Source organism: Psychrobacter sp. APC 3279 (assembly GCF_030407795.1).
Lineage (GTDB): Bacteria > Pseudomonadota > Gammaproteobacteria > Pseudomonadales > Moraxellaceae > Psychrobacter.
This window is the reverse complement of the sequence record NZ_JASDCR010000011.1, coordinates 63,694-85,553: the sequence shown is the minus strand read 5'-3', so window position 1 is coordinate 85,553 and position 21,860 is coordinate 63,694. Positions and strand designations below refer to the sequence as shown.

Below are 21,860 nucleotides of genomic sequence, written 5' to 3'. Positions count from 1 at the left end.
TAAACAATATAGGTGCGAGTAAACGATACAGGCGCGAAGAAGCATTATGTTTACAGCAATATAACTTAACTATAAGTACCCATCAGCCATAGCATCGATATACAAGAGGTCAAATAGCCCAAACTAATGGCATTCCAACTCTCGATATGCAGGCCTTTGACTTTATTGAGTATGCGAGAACCCACCCAAAAAAATAGCGGAATACCTAACATAAACGCAGGCATAATGACCGCAGCATGGCGCAGCACTGTTCCGACATCATCACCCACCATCAGGCGAAAGCCATAACCTGCCAAGCTAAGTACAAGTGCAAACATCGCTAAGCCAACGGTAATACCTCTAGGCACCAAGCTGCGCTGCGGTGTTTCACTTGCAAGTGATTGCTTAGCCTGCTGATTCAACGTCTCATGAGAACTTGCTTGCACAGAAGGTTCTGTTGAACTGCTAGAATTATTTGTGTCCATATTTCACCTTTACGCGACTGACCGTTATATATAGCTGACTCAATTTAAAAGAGATACAAGGCAACTGAGTGCAGATGTAATTGTGATACTTCAAGCGAAGTTAACGCTGTAGCTCTTTTATATCGGATTAACTATATAGTCATAAGTTATACAGCACATTCTAATATTATTATGGCATGGCTAATAGCGTTTATTAACCATACAACATTCGCTAGCTGTTGTTGGCTAATAGCAACTCTGCGCGCATCTCATCGATAGCCGCTTTATAGTCTTCTTGATTGAAGATTGCAGAACCCGCAACGAACATATCAGCGCCTGCTTCAGCAATCGCACGTATATTACTGGCTTTGATACCGCCATCAACTTCCAATCGAATATCTCGACCACTAGTAATAATACGCTGACGTACCTGACGGACTTTGTCTAACGTACTATCGATAAACGACTGTCCGCCGTAGCCTGGGTTCACACTCATCAATAAAATCTGATCTACTTTATCCATGACATAATCAAGATAATGCAGCGGGGTCGCTGGGTTCAATACCAAACCACACTCCGCGCCACCATCTTTAATCAGTTGAAGTGAGCGATCAATGTGCGAGCTGGCTTCAGGATGAAAGGTAATGATACTAGCACCCGCTTCCAAGAACTGCTCAATCATACTATCGACAGGTGAAACCATCAGATGCACATCAATTGGCGCTTCAACACCATAGTCGCGCAACGCCTTACAAATCATGCTACCAAACGTCAAATTGGGTACGTAATGATTGTCCATTACATCAAAATGAATCACATCGGCACCCGACTCTAGTACCTTCTCCACTTCTTCGCCCAACCGCGCGAAATCAGCTGAGAGTATCGACGGTGCAATAAGATAAGGTTTAGCAGGACTGTTCATAATTGAGCTACCTAATTCATGTTTATATAAGATATGGATAGATTAAAAAAATTCTAATTGGCTCACATATGCTGCAAGCCTTTTATATACTGATGTTAAATACTTAATTATTTAACGCTGCTTATATTGAGTTTTGCAATAAGCACGGCCAACTTCGAAAGAGCGCTTTGCTTCATGCTTGGTGGCGCGATTGCTCACTCTCTGACGCCATAAGCGAAAAGATGACGGCTTTAGCTCTTGGCGCATGAGTTTGATAACCCCAGTCTCATCGAGACTGTAGCTATGCTCTATGGCACCGAATGGTGTTCTGTCTTCCCATGCCATCTCTATCACGCGAGATATCTGCACGTCATCAAGTACTCTATCGCCAGCGTCATTGACGGTTTTTGCAATCAGCTCGTCAGACTTAGCTTGAGACACTTCATTATTATAATCATTGCTACGTTGTTTATTTTGTAGAGCAGCATCCATATCAGCCTGCATAGTCGCTTTTGTAGAGCTCGTATCTGCTGACTTATTCTTTGAATTAGAAGCTGTCAAATCTTGATAACTTGCCATAAAAATTACCTGTTGAGCATGAATGGAATAGCGAAAAATGTATCACGGTCATCTGCAGGGCATCTTAGCTCATTTGAGCCATATGCCAATGATGTTCGATATGATCATTAATCACCGTTTGGATAAAATAATAGCTGTGGTCATGCCCCGCTTGATAACGTAATGTTAAGGGCTGTTTGGCTTTTGCACAAGCGTCTTGTAGTTTAGAGGTCTGTAGCTGACCTTCTGCTAAGAAGTTATCAGCCGCGCCTTGATCAACCAAAATGCTCGAATACTGCTGACCGACCTTTTCAATCATCTGTGAGGCGTCTGCTTGTGCCCATAGAGACTTATCATCACCGAAATACTCTGTGTAGGCAGCTTGCCCCCATGCAGACTCACTCGCCGCACATACGGGCGATAAAGCCGATACGCTGACAAACTTACTTGGGAACTTGAATCCTAGCAACAGCGCACCATGACCACCCATTGAATGCCCTGTGACACCGATGCTGTGGATAGGAAACTCTGAACGTAGTAAGTCATATAACTCATCGACAATATAGCTTTGCATATTAAAATTGTCTGACCAAGGCGCTTGGGTCGCGTCAACATAATAGCTTGCACCTTGACCGACAAAATAGCGCTCATCATTTGGTACATCGCTGTCTTCACTACTTCTAGGTGAAGTATCAGGCGCAATAAGTATCATACCAAGCTCGCTGCATTTTTGCTGAAAATGCGCTTTATGAGTGACATTATCAGCATTACACGTCAAACCTGATAGGTACAATATCGCAGGACAACGACGCCCAGCCAAAGCTTCATCAGGTAGATAAATACTAAACGTCATAGAGGTTTTAGTAGATGTCGACTCGTGACTGTAATAATGCTGCTCACCATTAAAACAACGATTCACACTTTTTTGGGTAAGCTGTTTATTGGTAGATAAACTATGACTATAGGAATTTTGCATGAGTGATATCCTTTTATTCAAAATAGAACCAATGGTGATGTTTAATAAATGCTCATCATCTAATATTGGCATTTATTAAATGCCAAATCTTACTTTGTGCTTATTCAACGGCTATTTCTACTTCGTCTACCGATAGATTAGTAGCACTGTCAGGTAAAATATTAGCCGTTGTAGAAGTAACATTATTTGTAATACTAGCAACGGATGGGCGCGCCTTATCAAACAATACTTGCTCAAACGCAGGTAATGCTGTCTCCATTAAGCTACCAATCACCATTTGCGGCTCTGATGGCTCAAAGCCCATTGCGCTCTCGCGCTCATTGACCCGTATACTGGCATCCTTAAAGGCCGACTCAAAACTGGTATTTCCTCGAAGGCTTTCAGCAAAAAATGCTTGGCCAAAATAAGTCATCTCAGCCGTATTGGTACAGCCAAAAGACGCCTTATCAGTGGCTGAAGCCGTAATCACCACGGTAGTCGGCGATGCCAACTCGTCGATGAACGACCCTGAATAGCAGGCAGATACCACAATCACACGCCAGCGAATACCTGATGCATCCAGTGTGTCACGTAACCATGTGGCATCTAGATTGTCCATCGCAAGTGGCGGATTTTCTAATTGAACAATATCTTCGTTGCCATGTGACGACAGCGTCAAAAACAATACATCTTCATCAGCGTTCATTTGCTGACCAATCTTCTTCAGTCCGCGTGCAATACTGGTTTTGGTAGCGATTGGCTCGTCCAGCCAACTGTACGTATTGTTGATCAAAGACAGTGAGTGTCCACTGGTACCAAAACGCACATCGAACAGCTCACGCACTTTATTAATTTCAGAACGAAAGACGTTCTGACCAGAGAACCCAGCCACACCCATAAAGTACCAGTCCGTTTTGCCATCAATACTTGGATCAATACTGTTTAGTGCTTGCTGCAATAGACGCGGCTGCTCATATAATGCCGCCTCTTCTAATACAGGATCTACTGGAATCTGCTTAAAAATAGGCTGATCAGCGACATTACGTTGCCATATAGTCAGTAACGCTACCGCACCTACTAGTATGATGATGCGCTCCCACCATGGTATACGCAGACGTCGGGAGAAAATCCAAAGTAACGCTAGCGTTTGCCATAAGAACAATACTAAAAACAGTACTGGTAAGAACGAATAACTCCAATCTGGCAACCAACCATAGCTACCAAAAAACTGTACCAAGCTCTGTAACAAGGCTGACAATGTATCGGCGACCAACCACAGTACTACTGGTACAAATACCAATGCTTGGTTGCTGGCTCGCCGAGCCAAAATGATACCACCAAGCAAAATAATCATCGGCCAGATCAAATAACTGACCAATCCTTGCTCATTAAATATGCTGCCACTTTCAGCAGCTAACCATGAAAATAAGACATTACTACCAAGCGCCAATAGTGCAAATACAGCAAACTGTACAAAAGTAGGTTTAACCCAAGAAAAAGCCCGTGTTGAGCCCACTAGCATCCACAAGGTTGCAATAATATTGGCAGCGAAATTGAGCGAAAAACGCTGAAGCGAGACGGTTTTTAACGACGTAAGTGACAAAGACTTAGACCTCTAGCCAGTCGAGAAAAATAAAATGACTCAATGATAATTATCTTAATGTAACAGCCGCGCGGTGCAATCAATTGACGATTTTTTGTACAGCATGCAGACATCGATTTATATTGAATTCACGATGGAGTGATTATAGAAGATGACTAGCACTGCTTAATATTTTAGCTCGCTAATCTATCGCGATTGTAACGGATTGTCGGTTAAGAGGATAAGGCTGATTTGTAAAATTCACTTAAATTTGGCCAAAAATTCAAATAAAAAAGGAGGCCTCTTATATAAAGCCTCCTTTTTTTACTAATTACTAAACATTATCTCATCAATAGCTCATTGACGCGTTTTAGGTAAGCGGCTGGATCGTCTAGCTGACCGCCATCTGCCAATAACGCTTGATCAAAAATGACTTGGGCCAGATCATCGAATTGCTCACTGCTCTCAAGCTTCTTGATGAGTGGATGATCAGGGTTTACTTCTAGCGTTGGCTTACTTGCTGGTACGTCCTGACCCATTTGCTGTAGCATCTGAATCATTTGTGGTGATAGCTCACCTTCACCAACGACCAAACAAGCTGGACTATCGACCAAACGAGTAGACACTTTGACGTCTTTAGCACGCTCGCCCAATGCGGCTTTTAGTTTATCAACAACAGGCTTTAGCGTTTCTTGGGCTTTCTCCGCTTCCGCTTTTTCTTCATCATCTTGCAAGTCGCCTAAATCTACTGCGCCTTTCGCGATGTTTTGCAGCGGTGTCTCATCGAATGAGGTCAAGAAGTTCATTGCCCATTCATCAACACGGCTAGTCATCAAGATAACTTCGATGCCTTTTTTCTTGAATAGCTCAAGTTGCGGGCTGTTTTTCGCAGCGGCTAGGTTATCAGCGGTGAGGTAATAGATGGCTTTTTGGCCATCTTTCATACGGCCTTTATAGTCTTCAAAGCTTGTTACCAGACCGTCTTGGGTGCTAGTTGCATAACGCAATAGCTTAGCAATACGTTCTTGATTGCCTGCGTCTTCGCCTAGACCTTCTTTGATAACATCACCAAACTCTGCATAGAACTGGGCAAATTTCTCTTGCTTGTCACTGTCTTCGCTATTAGCAAGGCTTGCGAGTAAGGTCAAGATACGGCGAGCGTTACCATCACGGATAGATTTTACATCGCGTGACTCTTGTAATAGCTCACGGCTCACGTTCAATGGCAAATCTGCTGAATCAATCACACCTTTCACAAAACGCAAATACATCGGTAGCAATTGCTCAGCTTCGTCCATAATAAAGACGCGCTTTACATACAGCTTTAGACCGTGCTGCTGCTCACGAGTATATAGATCAACTGGCGCTTTCTTAGGAATATATAGTAGCTGCGTATACTGTACGCGACCCTCTACACGGTTATGCGTCCAAGTAAGCGGCGCATCCATGTCATAAGAGATATTCTTATAAAAATCGACATACTCATCATCTTCAATTTCAGAGCTTGAGCGAGTCCATAGTGCACTGGCTTTGTTGATTGTTTCCCACTCATCAGTGAGTACCATCTGGCCACCAGCAGGCGTGTCGTCGTTCTCGTCTTCTTTCACATCTTCTTGCCAGATCTCTTTGCGCATCTGAATCGGCAAGCTGATATGGTCAGAGTATTTATTAACCAAGCGCTTAATTTTGCTGCGATCCAAGTAGTTATCTTCACCCTCGCTATATTCTTCTTTTAGATGCAAAGTAATCGCCGTACCGCGCGTGTCTTTGGTAATAGGCTCAACAGTAAAGCTACCAGTACCATCTGATACCCAGCGCACGCCTTTATCCGCAGGCTCACCCGCTTTGCGTGATTCAACACTGATGGTATCAGCCACGATAAAACCTGAGTAAAAACCAACACCGAACTGACCAATCAATTGACCGTCTTGTTTCTGTGATTCAGACAATTTGTCCAAAAATGCCTTGGTGCCTGATTTAGCAATCGTACCTAAGTTTTCGATTGCATCGGCTTCGTTCATACCAATACCATTGTCGGTAAAGGTAATGGTTTTGGCGGCTTCATCGACAGCGATGCGGATTTTTAATTCGCCATCATCTTCATAAAGGCTATCATCATTTGTGCCTTCAAAGCGCAACTTATCACAAGCATCCGACGCATTAGATACCAACTCGCGGACAAAAATATCAGCGTTAGAATATAGTGAATGCGTTACCAAATGCAGTAACTGAGCCACTTCCGCCTCAAACGTATGTTTTTTTAATTCTGGATTCAGACCTTCAGCTTGAGTTGCTTCACTCATAAAAACTCCTTTAAATTCTATGAAAGACCTATTATCAGATAACGATATACTCACTAAAGCTGTTCTAATAATGTTAGAGAACCCGCCGTATGCAATACCGTTAAACTGTCTATACTAATAGGGGCATTGAGAAAAAATTCAAGCTCAAAAGCTTTATTCCATAAAAAACACCGCGCTTGTTTATCAAGGCGGTGCTCTGGTATCAGTCATTCGCTTACTAAGCTATTTACTTGCTTCGTCATCTAATTGCTCAGTTATTTTCTGATATAGCAATCAACGCGCAAACGACAGCAACTATTCTGAATATGCTTCTATCAAGATATCCCAAAGAGTCGTCAGCTTTTTTGAAAATTGAGTATGGGTTTTCATAGTAACCTCTATGTCGATTAACATCGGCTTGTTAGTAATATTATTTTTTTAGTAATATTGGCTTGATAGCTACTATTAAAACCATTTCTCTAACATTTGTATAATTAATTGATTACAACGTATCATTTCATTTTTCAAAACTATAGGCTGGCTGATTCTTAATTTTTTAACGTGGCATCGGGCGAATGGTGAGAATTTGCTCGCTACGACCAAATGGCCCATATACATCGTGCAATACCGCACTGGTCAGTCCGATACCATCATCGCCATATTGTTGTACAGCCTCGATACCGAGCCAGCGACCTTTTGGCGAGCGATGCATATGGATTTGCAAATCAGTATTGGGAAACATCCATTCTAACTTAGATAAACCAAGACCTAATCTTGGTACAACACCATTGGCAGTATCGACCATACCTAACAGATGCACCAAGTCATCAGTCGGCTTGCCTTCAATCATGTCGAGATCATTGGTAATCCATACCATGCCGCGACCAGAGCGACGGTCTTCTGTCGCTACTAGACGTACGCTTTCGATAAAACCGCCCGGCCAGCCTTTCATGCCTTCCCAAACTGGCAACTCTTCAGGTTTATACTCTGCTGGTTGATCTTCAAGTCCAGCAATCTCGCTGGTATCTTGAGTAATCAGTCGCCATGCTCTTGCAATGATAGCATCGCGGCCACGGCTACTCATGACCGCTTCAATCAGCTCGATAGTCCTGCCAGGTCGGATACATCGAGTAGTAATAGTAAAATCATTAAGGGGTATCAGCCCTAAGATATCGAGGCTCACACGTGCGATACGAGTATTAGGTTGTGGCGCAAAGCTGTTAATCTCAGCTGTCAGTAGGCCTGTTGCTGGCGCCATGTGCTGCTCATGCTCATTCCAAGCACCTTGAGCATGCTTGGTTGGCTGATAATGCGCCACACTAACACCGTCTTCTTGTAGTTCTCGTTTGATAAATTTGTAATAAGCAGTCATAGCTATCCTATATTTGGCACTTTCATCTGTATTTTTTATTTAGGCTTGTACTTTCTATTTATGGATAAGCTCTTGTTTTCTTAGCGTGAGAATACGGCGAGCTTTTTGTAAGAAAAATAGTAAACAGATCATGACTACTGCGAGCATCGCATAGAAAAAGCTTTTTTCTGCCATAAACTTCATGATATTCATAAACAATACAAAAACTACTGCTGCCATCACTATCATATTGAGCTTTAGTTGCTTGTTGACTTCAGCGAGCGTGGCCTCTGCCAATACAAATCTGGCTTTTGGTTCTTTCATGCGACCTTATCCATATCAATGATGATTCATACAAATACAAACACGAATATTAGTTACTTACCGACCTGAGTAACAGGTATCCGCAACGCTTTTGGCAAACTAAACGTCACATTTTCTTCAATACCAGATAGCTCACTAGGTAGATCGCCACCCCAGTCTTGCAGCTGTTGCAATACTTCTTGGATCAACACTTCGGGCGCGGATGCACCAGCGGTCACGCCTATACTCTGCACACCATCTAACCAACGCTTGTCCATCTCACTGGCATTATCAATTAAATACGCTCGGCAATTCATACGCTCAGCCAGCTCACGCAAGCGATTAGAGTTTGATGAGTTTGGTGAACCGACTACCAAAACCACTTCACAGCGACTGGCCAAATCTTTTACCGCATCTTGGCGGTTTTGAGTGGCGTAGCAAATGTCGTCTTTGCGAGGGCCTTGGATACTAGGAAATTTTTCACGCAGCGCATCGATAACGCGCGCAGTATCATCCATCGACAAAGTTGTCTGAGTCACAAATGCCAAGCGTTCAGCATCTTGTACAGTCAATGCGGCCACATCACCTTCATCTTCGACCAGATGAATCTGCCCACCATGGCGACGATTGAAACGCCCCATCGTGCCTTCGACTTCTGGGTGTCCTGCATGTCCAATTAATACTGCATCCATACCATCTTGCGCGAACTTTGCCACTTCGATATGTACTTTAGTTACCAACGGGCATGTTGCATCAAACACCGTCAAATCTCGGCGCTCAGCCTCATCTTCGACTGCTTTAGAGACCCCATGAGCGGAGAAAATAACGATAGAGCCGTCTGGTACTTCATGAAGCTCTTCAACGAATACCGCACCACGATTGGCTAAGTCTGACACCACAAACTTATTATGCACAACTTCATGACGGACATAAATGGGCGGCTCGAAACGTGTCAATGCTTCATTAACAATCGCAATTGCACGGTCCACACCAGCACAAAATCCACGGGGATTGGCAAGATAAATTTGCATAAAAAGGCCTATCATTGGATAATTTATAGTTAAAACGTATTTTTGAATTTTTTATTCAAAAATTGGGGCGAAATCAATGCTCTACTTTAGCATAATTTGCTTTTATCTCTCTCTAAAATAGCTGTCTACTCATAGCAATATTTTATAGGCAAATCTCAGCCTACTCACAACATATTGCAAAACCAGCTTTAACTTGTATAAAAGCAGTTTATAATAATGCATCTATTATAATTTCTATCGCCATACATGATGGCGTTTTTTATTTTTTCCAGTCTTTGTTTTTGACTGAGGCACTGCTTAACTTTTTATCAACACGCATTTATTACAATACATTTTACGAGTTACTAAGACACTTTCTATTAGGATAAATTGTATGACAGGTTCATTATTTATTGTTACTGCCGCTTCAGGTACTGGCAAGACCTCATTGGTCAAGCAGCTGCTTGCGACCACCAATGACTTGACTGTCAGCGTCTCTCACACCACTCGTGCACCGCGTCCAGGCGAGATTGACGGTCAGCACTATCATTTCACAGATACCGATAGTTTTACCAATGGTATCAATGCGGGTCTATTTCTAGAACATGCTGAAGTATTTGGTAACTATTATGGCACGTCAGAGGAAAGTGTACGTACCCAGCTAGCGGCGGGTATCGACGTTATTTTGGAGATTGACTGGCAAGGCGCGACGCAAATCAGAAATATCTTTCCCGATGCCATTATGGTTTTTATTCTACCACCTAGCATTGCGACCTTACGTCAACGTCTCTCAACCCGCGCGCAGGATTCTGTAGAAGTTATAGAGCGCCGTCTAGCTGGCGCGGTCACCGAAATGGCACAATACGTGAATGCTGACTATGTAGTGATCAATGATAATTTTGATGTAGCCTTAGCTGAGCTAAAAGCCATTATCGTGGCCGACAGGCAGACGCTTAGTCGTCAGCAGCAGCGCTATCATCGCACGATTAGCAACTTGCTAAACACTCAGGTAGAAGAGTAAACTACGTACAAGCAGCTAATCTCGTAAGTAGATATAAAAAGCAACTACGCGACTTGGCAAAAAATGCTATAATATTTAGCTATCCCCCTTTATATTTTTGATATTATTTTTGTTGAGTGGCGGGCAAGGTCCGTTACTAATAAAAACAACCGAGGTAGCTATTTATGGCACGAGTGACGATTGAAGATTGTTTGGATAATGTTGATAATCGCTTTGAGCTAATTTTGGTCGCAAGCAAACGCGCCCGTCAATTGGCCAAAGGTATTGCCGAGCCGTTGGTTGACGTTGATAACGACAAGCCTACAGTATTGGCACTACGTGAAATTGCCGCTGGCAAAATCACACGCGACATCCTAAATCAGCCAGAGCATAATTTTGCTACTAGCTCATTAGATTTAGCATTGTCAGGCGACCACAGCTTCTAGTAGGCTGTTTGATAAGATGTATTTTATAGAGCCAATAGGGTTTTTATAAAATAAATACACATCTTGATCAACTATAGAGACCACAGCATAGGCTGTGGTTTTTTGGTTGTAATAATAATGTATTGGCTATTTTGGTCACCATTTATCCCCAAAATAGACCACTGAGTGAAATTTTTTCATCGCCCACACGCTTATCAGTTGACATTGAAAGCGATTTGCGATTAATTAGAGAATGGCGTACTCATCCTTAAGTTTTGTATGGTAGGTCATTATTTAGCCTCCATTTGCTTCGGTAAGTGGCCCAACAAGTAGGTCATGGAAAATAGGATCATCATTTTATGAGTCAAACCCTACCCAAACTCAGTCATCACCTCGTCGATGATGCTCAATATAATTTACTACGTTCGGTAGGTTATCTCACTGCTGCTGAGCGCCGTGATATTGTTGATGCTTGTGAGTTCGGAGATATTGCGCACATTAAAGATAAGCGCAAATCAGGGGAACCTTATATCACGCATCCAATCGCTGTCGCTGAGATACTAGCGGGCTTTCGCTTAGATCGAGATACCATCATTGCAGCAATCCTGCATGATACGGTCGAAGACACCGAAGTTAGTGATGAGCAAATCAAGCAGCGTTATGGTGAAATTGTATCAAGACTGGTCGATGGTGTGACCAAACTAAAGTCATCTTCACATAACAAGCAGCAAAATAAAGCTGCGACCTTTCATAAAATTCTGACCGCTACCCTCGCTGACCCGCGTGTACTCATTATCAAGCTTGCTGACCGTCTACATAATATGTCTACGCTCGATGCGGTACGTCCTGAGAAGCAGCGCACTACAGCTCAAGAAACCTTAGATTTTTATGTGCCATTTGCCCGATTAATGGGTCTGAATGATATTGCTGACTATATCGAAGTATTGTGTTATCGCAATTTAGACTCCGATATGTACAACAAGCTGTCTGATAAACTGCTACAGCATGGGCTTGGACGTAACTTTCAAAGAGAGTCCATTCATCGTTATTTGAGTATCGTGCTAAACAACTTGGATCTCAATGGTCTGGTCAAAGTCTTAGACAATCGCGTGGTGATATACCGTCAGTTTTTTCGCAATCGCGGTGAGATTAATGCGCTACTGCGTCATTATGCGTTTGAAATCGTCCTCGATAATATCGAAGCCTGCGACAAGCTCGCCTATTACTTAATCAAAAAATATCAGATTGATGATACCCATATTGCGGATAATATTCGTCGTCCGCTGCCAGGTGGTAACCAGTCCCTCACCCTCATTTATGAGCGTGACAATGACGTGGTAAAAGTCACTATATTGACCAAGCAAATGCAGAGCGCTGCAAGACTTGGTGTCATCGGGGCAGAGCATGCATCTGATGTGAGTCAATCGGTCATCCAAGCATCATTGCGCAACATGAAAGATTTGGTTGATGAAGACAATCTGAATGAAAATAGTCCTGATTTCTCAGCGGCAGTCTCTACTATTAATGAGCTGATGGATTACCTGCATTCTAGTAAAATCATTTGTTACAGTCCTCAAGGACGTGCTTACGAGCTTCCGCAAGGGGCAACGGCGCTAGATTTTGCCTACGCAGTCGGGCCTATGATTGGTAACGTTGCCGTTGGTGCAAATATAGATGGTAAAGCTGCAAAGCTCGGCACCGTAGTAAAAAACGGACAGTCCGTTGAGATAGAAGTGAATAGCCACTCAGAACCAAAAGCTGAGTGGTTAGGATTTGTAGTGACCAACAAAGCCCGTGAAGAGATTTTACGTTGGTTCAAAGATTTGTCGGTCGCTGACAAACAACACCATGGCAGACAAGCATTAGATCGTGCACTCCGAACACATCAGAAAAGTTTTGATGACTTAACAGACGCTGATTGGAAAGACCTGACTGAATGGCGCGGTCTGACAGAAAAAGATGCGTTATTTGAACAAATAAGCTCAGGTACGCTACTTCCTCAGCTAGTCGTCACACGTTTGTTTAGCGACGAGCTAAGCGACCTACAGGCAAAAGTACATAGCGATGACATGACTCAACCGCAACAGCTGATTGCAAATGCTGCTGGCGTCGAGCTTGATTTTGCCAATTGCTGTCACCCGATATATGGCGACCCTATCGTAGGGCATTTATCACGTCATGGTTTGGTCGTTCATCGTCATAAGTGTTTCTCACTGGACGATATCCGTAAGGACAATCCTTATCAGGTCATTCAATTACGTTGGCGCAATGACAATGCGGTCAAACAAGGTGATATCGGTGAGCACGATCTAAAAAACAGCGGCAAGATTCGTTTTCCTGCTTACTTAAAGCTCTCTATTGCGCTTAGTGACGAGCAAATCAGTGAAGTTATCTATCACTTACGCCAGCTCAATATGGGTGTTGAAACCGTTGATGTTCGCAATACTGATACCATCATTCATATCGTGGTACGTAGTCGCAACCACTTAGCACAGGGTATTCGTGAACTACGCTCGCTGCTAGGTTTCCCTAACATTATACGGTTATATCAATTATAATAAGCTGATTTGCATCACCGATATAGTCGTGATGCAAATAGCTAAAATAGAACTGCTATTCTAGTAGCAATGAATCACTCACATAAAATATAAAAGGGATACCCCATGACTCGTCAAACCATCCAAACTGATAAAGCACCTGCAGCAGTCGGCACCTACTCTCAAGCTGTAAAAGTCGGCAATACTGTCTATATCTCAGGTCAGCTTGGTTTCGATCCTGACACGATGGAGCTAAGAGAAGGTTTTAAAGCACAGGCTGAGCAAGTATTTGAAAACATCAAAGCTATCTGTGAAGCCGCTGGTGGTAGTCTAAATGACGTAGTCAAATTCAATGTATCTTTGACTGACTTGAGTGATTTTGCTGTCTTGAATGAAGTGTTTGTCGCCAATCTAAGCGAGCCATATCCTGCCCGTGCTGCCGTCCAAGTAGCTGCTCTACCTAAAGGTGGCGTGGTAGAAATTGAGTCTATTCTTTATATCGAATAAGACAATATTGAATGCTTAGTATTAAGCGCTCATTATTAAGTGCTAATTTTAGCAACAGCCTATAAGTCATATCACCATAAGCTTAGCATCATGCTAAGCTTATTGGTCTCCGTTCTATTATTCTGATCTCATATTCACCTAATAAGACTGCGAAGCCGTTTATGTTGGTACAAGTTGCTCTGCCCGTTCCCCTTTATCGGGTGTTTGACTATAGCTTACCAGCTGATATGCTTGCGTTGCCAGACAGTGCGATACCGCAAATTGGCAGCCGTGTTGAGGTTCCGTTTGGTCGTCAGACTCTGATTGGCATTGTGATTGCTCATATTTCACAAGACGATAGCAGCGTACCTGTTAATAAAATTAAACCTATCAATAAATGTCTAGATGTTGAGCCTATTTTGGACGCTGGCATGCTCAAGCTTGCCTATTGGTTAGCCCGCTATTACCACTATCCGCTTGGCGACGTGTTAGCAGTTATCCTGCCAAGCCTTGTCCGTCAAGGCAAACCATTAGACTTGCTGATTACCCATTGGCGAATTTTGCCTCATATCACTGATGATGATTTTCGAGCCAATGCCAAAAAACAAAAGCAGCAGTTCGATATGCTAAAGCTACATGGTCAGCACGGTGCAAGCGAAGATGTATTGCTACTAGAAGGGATGCAACGAGCATTTTTAAAGACGCTAGAAGATAAAGGATTAGTTGAGCGCTATATTCAGCCAAAACAAGCACCTACTCCAGTCAAACTGGCAAAAATGCCACTTGATCTCAATGATGAGCAGAAACTTGCGGTTGACGCTATTATCGCTGCCCATAAGTCCGATACTTATACTGGTTTTCTGCTCAACGGTATTACTGGTAGTGGTAAAACCGAAGTTTATCTGCAAGCGATGCAAGCTGTACTAGAGGCTGGTAAACAGGTTCTTATTTTGGTACCAGAGATTGGCCTCACACCGCAAACGCGGGCAAGATTTGCCAGTCGGTTCGCAGCCCACATTGTGCTATTGCACTCTGGCATGACCAATACTCATCGCTTACAAGGTTGGCAAGACTGCCGCACGGGTCATGCACAAATCGTGATCGGTACACGTTCAGCTGTGCTATATCCTTTCGCAGACTTAGGCCTGATTGTCGTTGATGAGGCGCATGATGGCTCGTATAAGCAACAAGACACGTTACGTTATCATGCTGCTGATGTCGCTCTCTATCGAGGTTTGCAGTACAAAATTCCAGTCATACTCGGTACTGCCACGCCTTCTCTTGAGCATTTAAAATTGATCGATGATGGCAAACTATCAGAATACCAACTGCTTACTCGTCCAGGTAATGCCAAGCCTGCAACCATGCAGCTGATCGATGCTCGCTTGCAAAGTACTCATCAACAAGCACAAGATGACGGTGCACGCTATGATACAGGACTGACGGATGCCATGATCGGGGCGATACGGCAAACGCTAGAAGCTGGTGATCAAGTACTAATATTTTTGAATCGTCGTGGCTATGCGCCTGTTCTATTATGCGAGGCTTGTGGCTGGCAAGCAGATTGTCCACGCTGTGACGCTCACCTGACCGTTCACTATAATAGCCAATCCCAACGAAACAGTTATTCAAGCAACTCTTACTTAAAATGCCATCATTGCGATTGGCAAGCCTATATCCCTACCGTATGCCCTGATTGTGGCAGTCAAAACCTAGATGCAAAAGGCATGGGAACAACAAGGCTCAGTGAAAATCTACACGCAATCTTTGCCAACCCCCAAACCAGCAAAGAGCTCTATCCGATTATTCAAATAGACCGTGATACCACAAGACGCAAAGACAGCTGGGAAAACATTTACGAGCAAATCAATAAAGGCAACCCAGCCATATTGGTCGGTACACAGATGGTTGCCAAAGGTCATCACTTCCCCAATGTCACGCTGGTTTGCTTACCCAATGCCGATCGCGGATTTCTATCCGCAGATTTTCGCTCACCAGAGCATACCGCACAGCTCATGATTCAGGTGGCTGGCCGTGCTGGTCGAGGTGACAAAGCTGGCCGCGTATTGATTCAAACGTTGCAACCTGATAACGAGTTACTATTAAAACTGGTCAAAGACGGTTACTTGTCATTTGCACGCGAGCTACTGCAAGAACGTCAAATGATGGGCTTACCTCCTCATCGACACGCTGCACTGATACGCTGTGAAGGCAAAACATTGGCAGCTACTACTCAAGCGCTCAAAGATGCTATTGCGCATTTGCCGAATGCTCATAACCTCGCTGTTCTCGGTCCTATTGATGCGCCCATGAGTAAAAAGAACAGTCGCTACCATGCACAGCTTTTACTATTGGCTAAAGACCGTCGTCAACTGCACCATGTGTTGGGACAGTGGTGGCAGCCAGTGCTTGCCTTGCCAAGCGCTAAATACCTTAAGCTCACTTTGGATATTGATCCTGTCGGTTGGTAGTTCTTACTCAGTTCTCAACAAATGGATGCATATCTTTCTGCTCCTCTTCTCATCATGTTTACTTCGTCGTTACAGCTTCTCATGCTTGGCTATGTTAAATTTATAACTATCAAATGGTATGCGATAGAGGCTCTACGCCTACCTATAGCAAACATCACTTATCAGTAAGCATCATCCATCTATCGAACGCAATTATCAGCGAATTTGAGTATTATTATGAATCCAAATAATCCAAACTCTGACGAGCACAATCATAGCCAACAGCATGATAGTACGGATGTGCCTAAGTACGTTCGCGAAGATGAAGAAAATAACTACACTCAAGAAAACCAAGGCCATCATGATCATGATGAGCATCTAGAGCAAACAACCACAGCAAGAGATACCAAAGGCTATCAGCGCACCTTGCTGTTCAGCTTTATTATCATTACTGGTTACATGTTTATCGAAGCCATTGGTGGCTGGCTCACTGGTAGTTTGGCTCTGCTATCTGATGCAGGGCATATGTTAAGCGATGCGATAGCGCTTGGTGCCACTTTAGTCGCATTTAAAATTGGCGAGAAAGCAGCTACCCATCAGAAAACTTTCGGTTACAAGCGTTTTGAGATATTAGTTGCTACGGTAAATGGCGCTACCCTTGTGATAATCGCTTTGATGATTTTTTATGAAGCGATTAAACGCTTTAACTCACCGCCAGAAATTGCGACCCAAGGCATGCTTATCGTGGCGACTATCGGTATGCTGATCAATATTTTGGTCGCTTGGCTAATGCATCGAGGTAGTCAAGGTGGCGAGCCACACAGCCATAATCATGGTACGGATGATGCCAAGGTCGCAGAGCAGAAACCTAATAATGCAGAACCCGTTAACCTTAATATGCAAAGCGCCTATTTGCACGTATTGAGCGATTTGTTAGGGTCAGTAGCTGCGATTATCGCTGCACTACTTATGATGGGTTTTGGTTGGGTATGGGCAGATGCAGTGGCATCAGTAATCGTTGCTGTGCTTATTTTAATCAGTGGCTACCGCGTTGTACGTGATTCTGTGCATATATTGATGGAAGGAACGCCTGCCAATATATCGCTCGTCGATGTAGAGCAAAAATTACTCGAAGACTCTCAAGTACAAAAAGTACATGACCTTCATGTTTGGAGTATTACTAGCGGTCTCAATGCACTATCTTGTCACGTGGTGGTCAATGGTGAAATGAGTATCCATGAATCAAATATTCTAATTGCCAGTCTAGAACAAAGACTGCTAGAGCTTGGTATTCACCATGCTACTATTCAGGTCGAAAGCTCATCTCATCCGCAGAATATCTCACATAGCGATGCACTGGTCTGTGATATTTCGGGACAAGTACCTGCTGGTAACAGTCATATTGGTCATAACCATTAACGATACATTTTCAGCTAAGTGATTGAATAAAGAAGTCAGTAACTTGAAACACGACCTAGAAAATACAAGTATAGGTATCTGATACTGGTTCATACTAAAAGTTACATAGAATTAGAATCTAGATCACATTAAGACAGTCGTGATTTGCAACAAACTTTTGCTTTATTCCATTCAAAAAACTTAAGTCCAAATTGGCTTATGTGGTTATAATAACTATTATAAAGTTTTGTTTAGCACCCCAGTTAATTTTTATAATCATACTTTTTGGTATTTTCACTCTATCTATTGATGATATAACACTATGTCTAGACGCTCAGCACCCTTTGTCGCCCCAGACTATATCGATGATCCTGCATCAAAAGATGGCAAAAAACACGCCAAAGTTTTGTTGTCAACGCTGCAAGAAGACATTGCAAACTTTCGTAATGAACAGTTTCCACCTGATATTTTGCGCCAGATTCGTGATATGCCTATCTATGAAGGCAACTTAGCCGAGGTCCAAACCTATCAGCAACGTTGGCAAAATCTGCTTGAGCGTGCAAAGGATTTTTATCCAGCGGCCAATATGCCACCTGACTATCTGCCGCTCCCTGCCAGCCTTGAAATACCACAATTCATCTATCACGTTCAGCGTCTACATTTAACTAAGACACGCGCTAAAGAATCTAAAAGCTTTGGATCAGTAGGCGCCTTGACCGATAAGTGTGGTCAATATACGGATGATGAAATCGAGCGCATGACAGCGGTGCTAGATAACGACGAGGAAGCGCGACTGGTAGCGCATCGTGAATTTATAGATCTGCGTGCCTATGTTTTTTGTCGCGATAATAAGGGCGAAATGCTAGAGCCTGAGCGAGTACGCTTTTATCGTACGGGTCTTATTGTACATGCCCTGCCTGACTTTAAGATTGTAGATAGTCGCCAGACACCGCGTAAACGCCGCAACGATGCTTATAATAATCCGCTTGCAGACAATGGTGTGTGGAAAATTTATCGCAAAAAATAATAGATACTAGCGCGTTATCGTTTTAGCCATACTGATTTTAGTCACGTTCATTTTATATCGTATATTTTATTCAAATTTTTAAGGAGCCCAGATGTTTGCTGCCGCCGCCGGCTCACCAAATCTCATGTTGCAAGCCACTATTTTTTTGGGAGCAGCATTGCTCTTTGTCCCTCTCGGTAAACGCTTCGGCATTGCAACGGTTTTAGGCTACCTCATCACTGGACTCATATTGGGCCCAAGTGGCTTGGATGTGGCAGGCGATGCTGAAAGTCTATTGCACTTTTCAGAGTTTGGCGTGGTCATGCTGCTGTTTATTATCGGGCTTGAGCTCCAGCCTTCGCGGCTCTGGGCATTGCGCCGCTCTATATTTGTATTGGGCGGTTTGCAGGTCGGTTTGACTGGTACGCTACTGATGTGGCTATTACATCAGTTTTTCTCCTTACAACTAGATACTGCCTTTATTGTTGGTTTTGGTTTAGCCCTATCTTCTACCGCGTTTGTACTACAGATACTGACTGAAAAACAGCAGCTTTCGAGCACACATGGTCGAGAAGCCTTCACTATCTTACTATTCCAAGATATTGCGGTCATTCCATTGCTAGCAGTCATTCCCTTTTTATCAGGGGTACGTGAACAAAGCTACGATTTGATTTATTTTGGTAAAGTATTTGCTGTCTTTGCAGGTCTGATTTTTGCCAGCCGTTATGTGGTTCGACCCTTCTTTAAATTTGTGGCTTCTAGTGGTGCATCAGAACTACTGACAGCAGTCGCGCTATTTATCGTGATGGGCGTGTCTATCTTGATGGGCCAAATCGGTCTATCAATGGCGTTGGGTGCATTTTTGACAGGTGTGTTGTTAGCAGATTCTGAGTATCGTCATGAACTAGAGGCCAGTATCGAACCTTTTAAAGGGTTGCTACTAGGTCTATTCTTTATGTCGGTCGGTATGCTTACCGACGTCAAACTCATTCTGGCAGAACCCATCTTTATTATTGGCTGCGCCCTCGCCTTGATGTTTATCAAGTTTGCAGTGATTGCAGGTATTGCAAAGGTATCGGGCAATCGCTGGCCGACCAGTATCCGATTGGGCGTGACCCTAGCTCAAGGTGGTGAGTTTGCCTTTGTCCTATTCAGTGTGGCCACTGCTCAAAACGTCTTACGTCCCGAGCTTGCCAATACTCTTAACCTAGTCGTTACCATCTCGATGGCGCTGACACCTCTGGCATTCTTGTTGTTAGAAAAAGTGGGCGAACCGTTATTTGCCAAGAGTAAACCGAGCCGCGAATACGATACCATTCCCGATCATGAGCATCAGGTCATTATTGCGGGCTTTGGCCGTGTCGGTCAGATTATTGGCCGTGTACTACGCATGCATAATATCGAATTTACCGCCATTGAACGCTCTGCAAACCGAGTAGATTTTGTAAGAAAATTCGGTAACCAAGTCTATTATGGCGACCCAAAAAACCCTGAAATTCTACGAGCGGCAGGTATTCAAAAAGCGCGGGTATTTATTCTTGCCATCGATGACTTAGAACGCTCTATCACTACCGCTCAGTATCTTCGTAAGAATTATCCTGAACTGATTGTATTGGCAAGAGCACGCGATCGTCAGCACTATTATCGCTTGCGTGAGGTTGGCGTGCGGCACATTTGGCGTGAGACTTATTTATCGTCTTTGGACATGTCACGCGAATCATTACAATTATTAGGTATTTCTCCAGAAAAAGCGCGAGAAACAGTAAAAACATTCCGTGACTATGATGATGATTTAATAGAACGCCAACAAGCTATCTACGATGATGAAGCTAGCATGATTGAGTCCGCACAATCAGCAATGGCTGAGCTTGAAAGCTTGTTCGATGAAGATATTGGTAAAGCACGAAAAATGGATTTAACCGATTTTTATGAGGCGTTAAAGAGCCAAGCAACACCAGTTGAAGAAAAGGATGATACTGCAACGGACTCTAAGCATTAGCTCTCAGCGCTAGCAACACCTACAAGCACTCGTGAAATACAGCCCCTAATCAGCTATACAGTTTTTAGGGGCTTGTTTTTTATTCAGTGAGCTGGTGCAATCCCAATTATCACTGTCTGGTATATGATAAAAGACCAGCGTCTGCTCGTTTAAATAGCGTATCGGAAACGTCACGTTCTGAATCGTTGCTACTACCGCACAGTCGGTTTCTGTTACGCCAGCGGCCTGAGTATCGACATGCATGCGTATTTGCTGCTGTTCGGTACTCAGGGGCAGGTTTACTGGACACTGCCCTGTCTGCTGATAAATCAACGCCACTCGATTTTGGGCATTCTTTGCAATATCATAAGCATCAAACAAAACTTCATTTGCTTTTGGCTTAGCAATAATCGGTAAAAACTGCACCTTAATTACCAATAGCGAAAACGCAAAAAAACCAAATCCTAATGCCAGTCCAAATAAGCTAACACCGCCTTCTCTTTGCAGATGTGCCTTCTGTGCTGCCTCATCTCGCGGATAGTCATTTATCGCATCAGCGATCTCACGCCTTGCCATTCGGTAGTAATACGCATCTGTCCAACGTGCCACCATAAACGACCAAAATAGCCAAATAACAGCGGCAATACCGATACGTGTTGCCATCTGATAAGCATCTGGGACATAGGACATCGCTACAAACTCAAAAGCGACTAGCACTAGTGCCACATTAAGCTGGATAAAAGACCACCCTGCGACACTATAGACAATCGCATCCATATAGCGCTTGCGATATAGCAGCCAAGGGAAAGTGATAAAAAATGCAGCCCAATGCCATTTTGGTGACAGATAACCTTGCTGATCAAACTGCTCAAAGCGTTTGAGATAATAACGCTGGCTACGATTACCGATGAACCATTTGTCTAACTGCTTACGTTTAGCAGGTGTTAACGATTCTTGATAAAATGGTGGCGGTGAATCTGTCTCGATAAATAACATGGCAACACGCTCTACTTGCTGACTCTTAGAAAAAGCATTTAAAAGATACCATTATATGATAACGCTAAAACCCGTGTGTAACATAGAGAAACCCCAGCACTGACCAGCAAATACGCGAAAATAGGATTGTCCGTTCACAGTTGTATGGATTTGACTTATAATAAGCAAACATCACCCACCTAATTAAGCCTTACGAATC

At 43.4% G+C, this 21,860-nt stretch carries 18 protein-coding genes; 8 read left to right on the top strand and 10 right to left on the bottom strand.

Annotated elements, in window-relative coordinates; genetic code table 11:
* Nucleotides 1-65: 65 nt before the first annotated feature.
* The 9 genes from QL898_RS07590 to ispH all read right to left on the bottom strand — a co-directional run bounded on the left by QL898_RS07590 (nt 66) and on the right by ispH (nt 9,406).
* Nucleotides 66-464: a hypothetical protein gene (locus tag QL898_RS07590; RefSeq protein WP_290176371.1), complete on the bottom strand. Its 399-nt coding sequence runs from the start codon at nt 462-464 to the stop codon at nt 66-68.
* 211 nt (nt 465-675) lie between these two features.
* Complete coding sequence (rpe, locus tag QL898_RS07585; protein WP_290176370.1) at nt 676-1,365, bottom strand: ribulose-phosphate 3-epimerase; 690 nt, start codon at nt 1,363-1,365, stop codon at nt 676-678.
* 111 nt (nt 1,366-1,476) lie between these two features.
* On the bottom strand, nt 1,477-1,761 hold the full coding sequence (locus QL898_RS13830) for a TIGR03643 family protein (protein WP_356638779.1): 285 nt from the start codon (nt 1,759-1,761) through the stop codon (nt 1,477-1,479).
* Nucleotides 1,762-1,987: 226 nt separating this feature from the next.
* Complete coding sequence (gene fghA, locus QL898_RS07575; protein ID WP_238070047.1) at nt 1,988-2,878, bottom strand: S-formylglutathione hydrolase; 891 nt, start codon at nt 2,876-2,878, stop codon at nt 1,988-1,990.
* A gap of 100 nt (nt 2,879-2,978) precedes the next feature.
* On the bottom strand, nt 2,979-4,460 hold the full coding sequence (locus tag QL898_RS07570; protein ID WP_290176367.1) for a C13 family peptidase: 1,482 nt from the start codon (nt 4,458-4,460) through the stop codon (nt 2,979-2,981).
* Nucleotides 4,461-4,780: 320 nt separating this feature from the next.
* Nucleotides 4,781-6,742: a molecular chaperone HtpG gene (gene htpG / locus QL898_RS07565; protein ID WP_290176366.1), complete on the bottom strand. Its 1,962-nt coding sequence runs from the start codon at nt 6,740-6,742 to the stop codon at nt 4,781-4,783.
* 535 nt (nt 6,743-7,277) lie between these two features.
* On the bottom strand, nt 7,278-8,093 hold the full coding sequence (locus QL898_RS07560; protein ID WP_290176365.1) for a thioesterase family protein: 816 nt from the start codon (nt 8,091-8,093) through the stop codon (nt 7,278-7,280).
* A gap of 54 nt (nt 8,094-8,147) precedes the next feature.
* Nucleotides 8,148-8,396 (bottom strand): hypothetical protein, encoded by a 249-nt coding sequence (locus QL898_RS07555; RefSeq protein WP_290176364.1) that lies wholly within the window; start codon nt 8,394-8,396, stop codon nt 8,148-8,150.
* A 53-nt stretch (nt 8,397-8,449) separates the two neighbouring features.
* Nucleotides 8,450-9,406 (bottom strand): 4-hydroxy-3-methylbut-2-enyl diphosphate reductase, encoded by a 957-nt coding sequence (ispH, locus tag QL898_RS07550; protein ID WP_057761392.1) that lies wholly within the window; start codon nt 9,404-9,406, stop codon nt 8,450-8,452.
* 373 nt (nt 9,407-9,779) lie between these two features.
* Between ispH and gmk the strand changes: the two genes are divergently transcribed.
* The 8 genes from gmk to QL898_RS07510 all read left to right on the top strand — a co-directional run bounded on the left by gmk (nt 9,780) and on the right by QL898_RS07510 (nt 20,686).
* On the top strand, nt 9,780-10,406 hold the full coding sequence (gene gmk / locus QL898_RS07545) for a guanylate kinase (protein ID WP_290176363.1): 627 nt from the start codon (nt 9,780-9,782) through the stop codon (nt 10,404-10,406).
* Between the two features lie 164 nt (nt 10,407-10,570).
* Complete coding sequence (gene rpoZ, locus QL898_RS07540; RefSeq protein ID WP_057761396.1) at nt 10,571-10,831, top strand: DNA-directed RNA polymerase subunit omega; 261 nt, start codon at nt 10,571-10,573, stop codon at nt 10,829-10,831.
* A gap of 338 nt (nt 10,832-11,169) precedes the next feature.
* Nucleotides 11,170-13,368, top strand: a complete 2,199-nt coding sequence (locus QL898_RS07535; RefSeq protein WP_057761397.1) for an HD domain-containing protein — start codon at nt 11,170-11,172, stop codon at nt 13,366-13,368.
* 105 nt (nt 13,369-13,473) lie between these two features.
* Nucleotides 13,474-13,854, top strand: a complete 381-nt coding sequence (locus QL898_RS07530; protein ID WP_057761400.1) for a RidA family protein — start codon at nt 13,474-13,476, stop codon at nt 13,852-13,854.
* Between the two features lie 161 nt (nt 13,855-14,015).
* Nucleotides 14,016-16,304, top strand: a complete 2,289-nt coding sequence (locus QL898_RS07525; protein WP_290176362.1) for a primosomal protein N' — start codon at nt 14,016-14,018, stop codon at nt 16,302-16,304.
* Nucleotides 16,305-16,520: 216 nt separating this feature from the next.
* Complete coding sequence (locus QL898_RS07520) at nt 16,521-17,702, top strand: cation diffusion facilitator family transporter (RefSeq protein WP_290176361.1); 1,182 nt, start codon at nt 16,521-16,523, stop codon at nt 17,700-17,702.
* Nucleotides 17,703-18,003: 301 nt separating this feature from the next.
* Nucleotides 18,004-18,708 (top strand): hypothetical protein, encoded by a 705-nt coding sequence (locus tag QL898_RS07515; protein ID WP_102092779.1) that lies wholly within the window; start codon nt 18,004-18,006, stop codon nt 18,706-18,708.
* Nucleotides 18,709-18,799: 91 nt separating this feature from the next.
* Entirely contained in the window at nt 18,800-20,686 is a 1,887-nt protein-coding gene (locus QL898_RS07510; RefSeq protein WP_114700593.1) for a monovalent cation:proton antiporter-2 (CPA2) family protein, read from the top strand.
* A 45-nt stretch (nt 20,687-20,731) separates the two neighbouring features.
* Here QL898_RS07510 and QL898_RS07505 read toward each other — a convergent pair whose 3' ends face one another.
* A complete protein-coding gene (locus tag QL898_RS07505) occupies nt 20,732-21,661 on the bottom strand; it encodes a DUF2628 domain-containing protein (RefSeq protein ID WP_160022303.1) in 930 nt (309 codons plus the stop codon).
* Nucleotides 21,662-21,860: the final 199 nt, after the last annotated feature.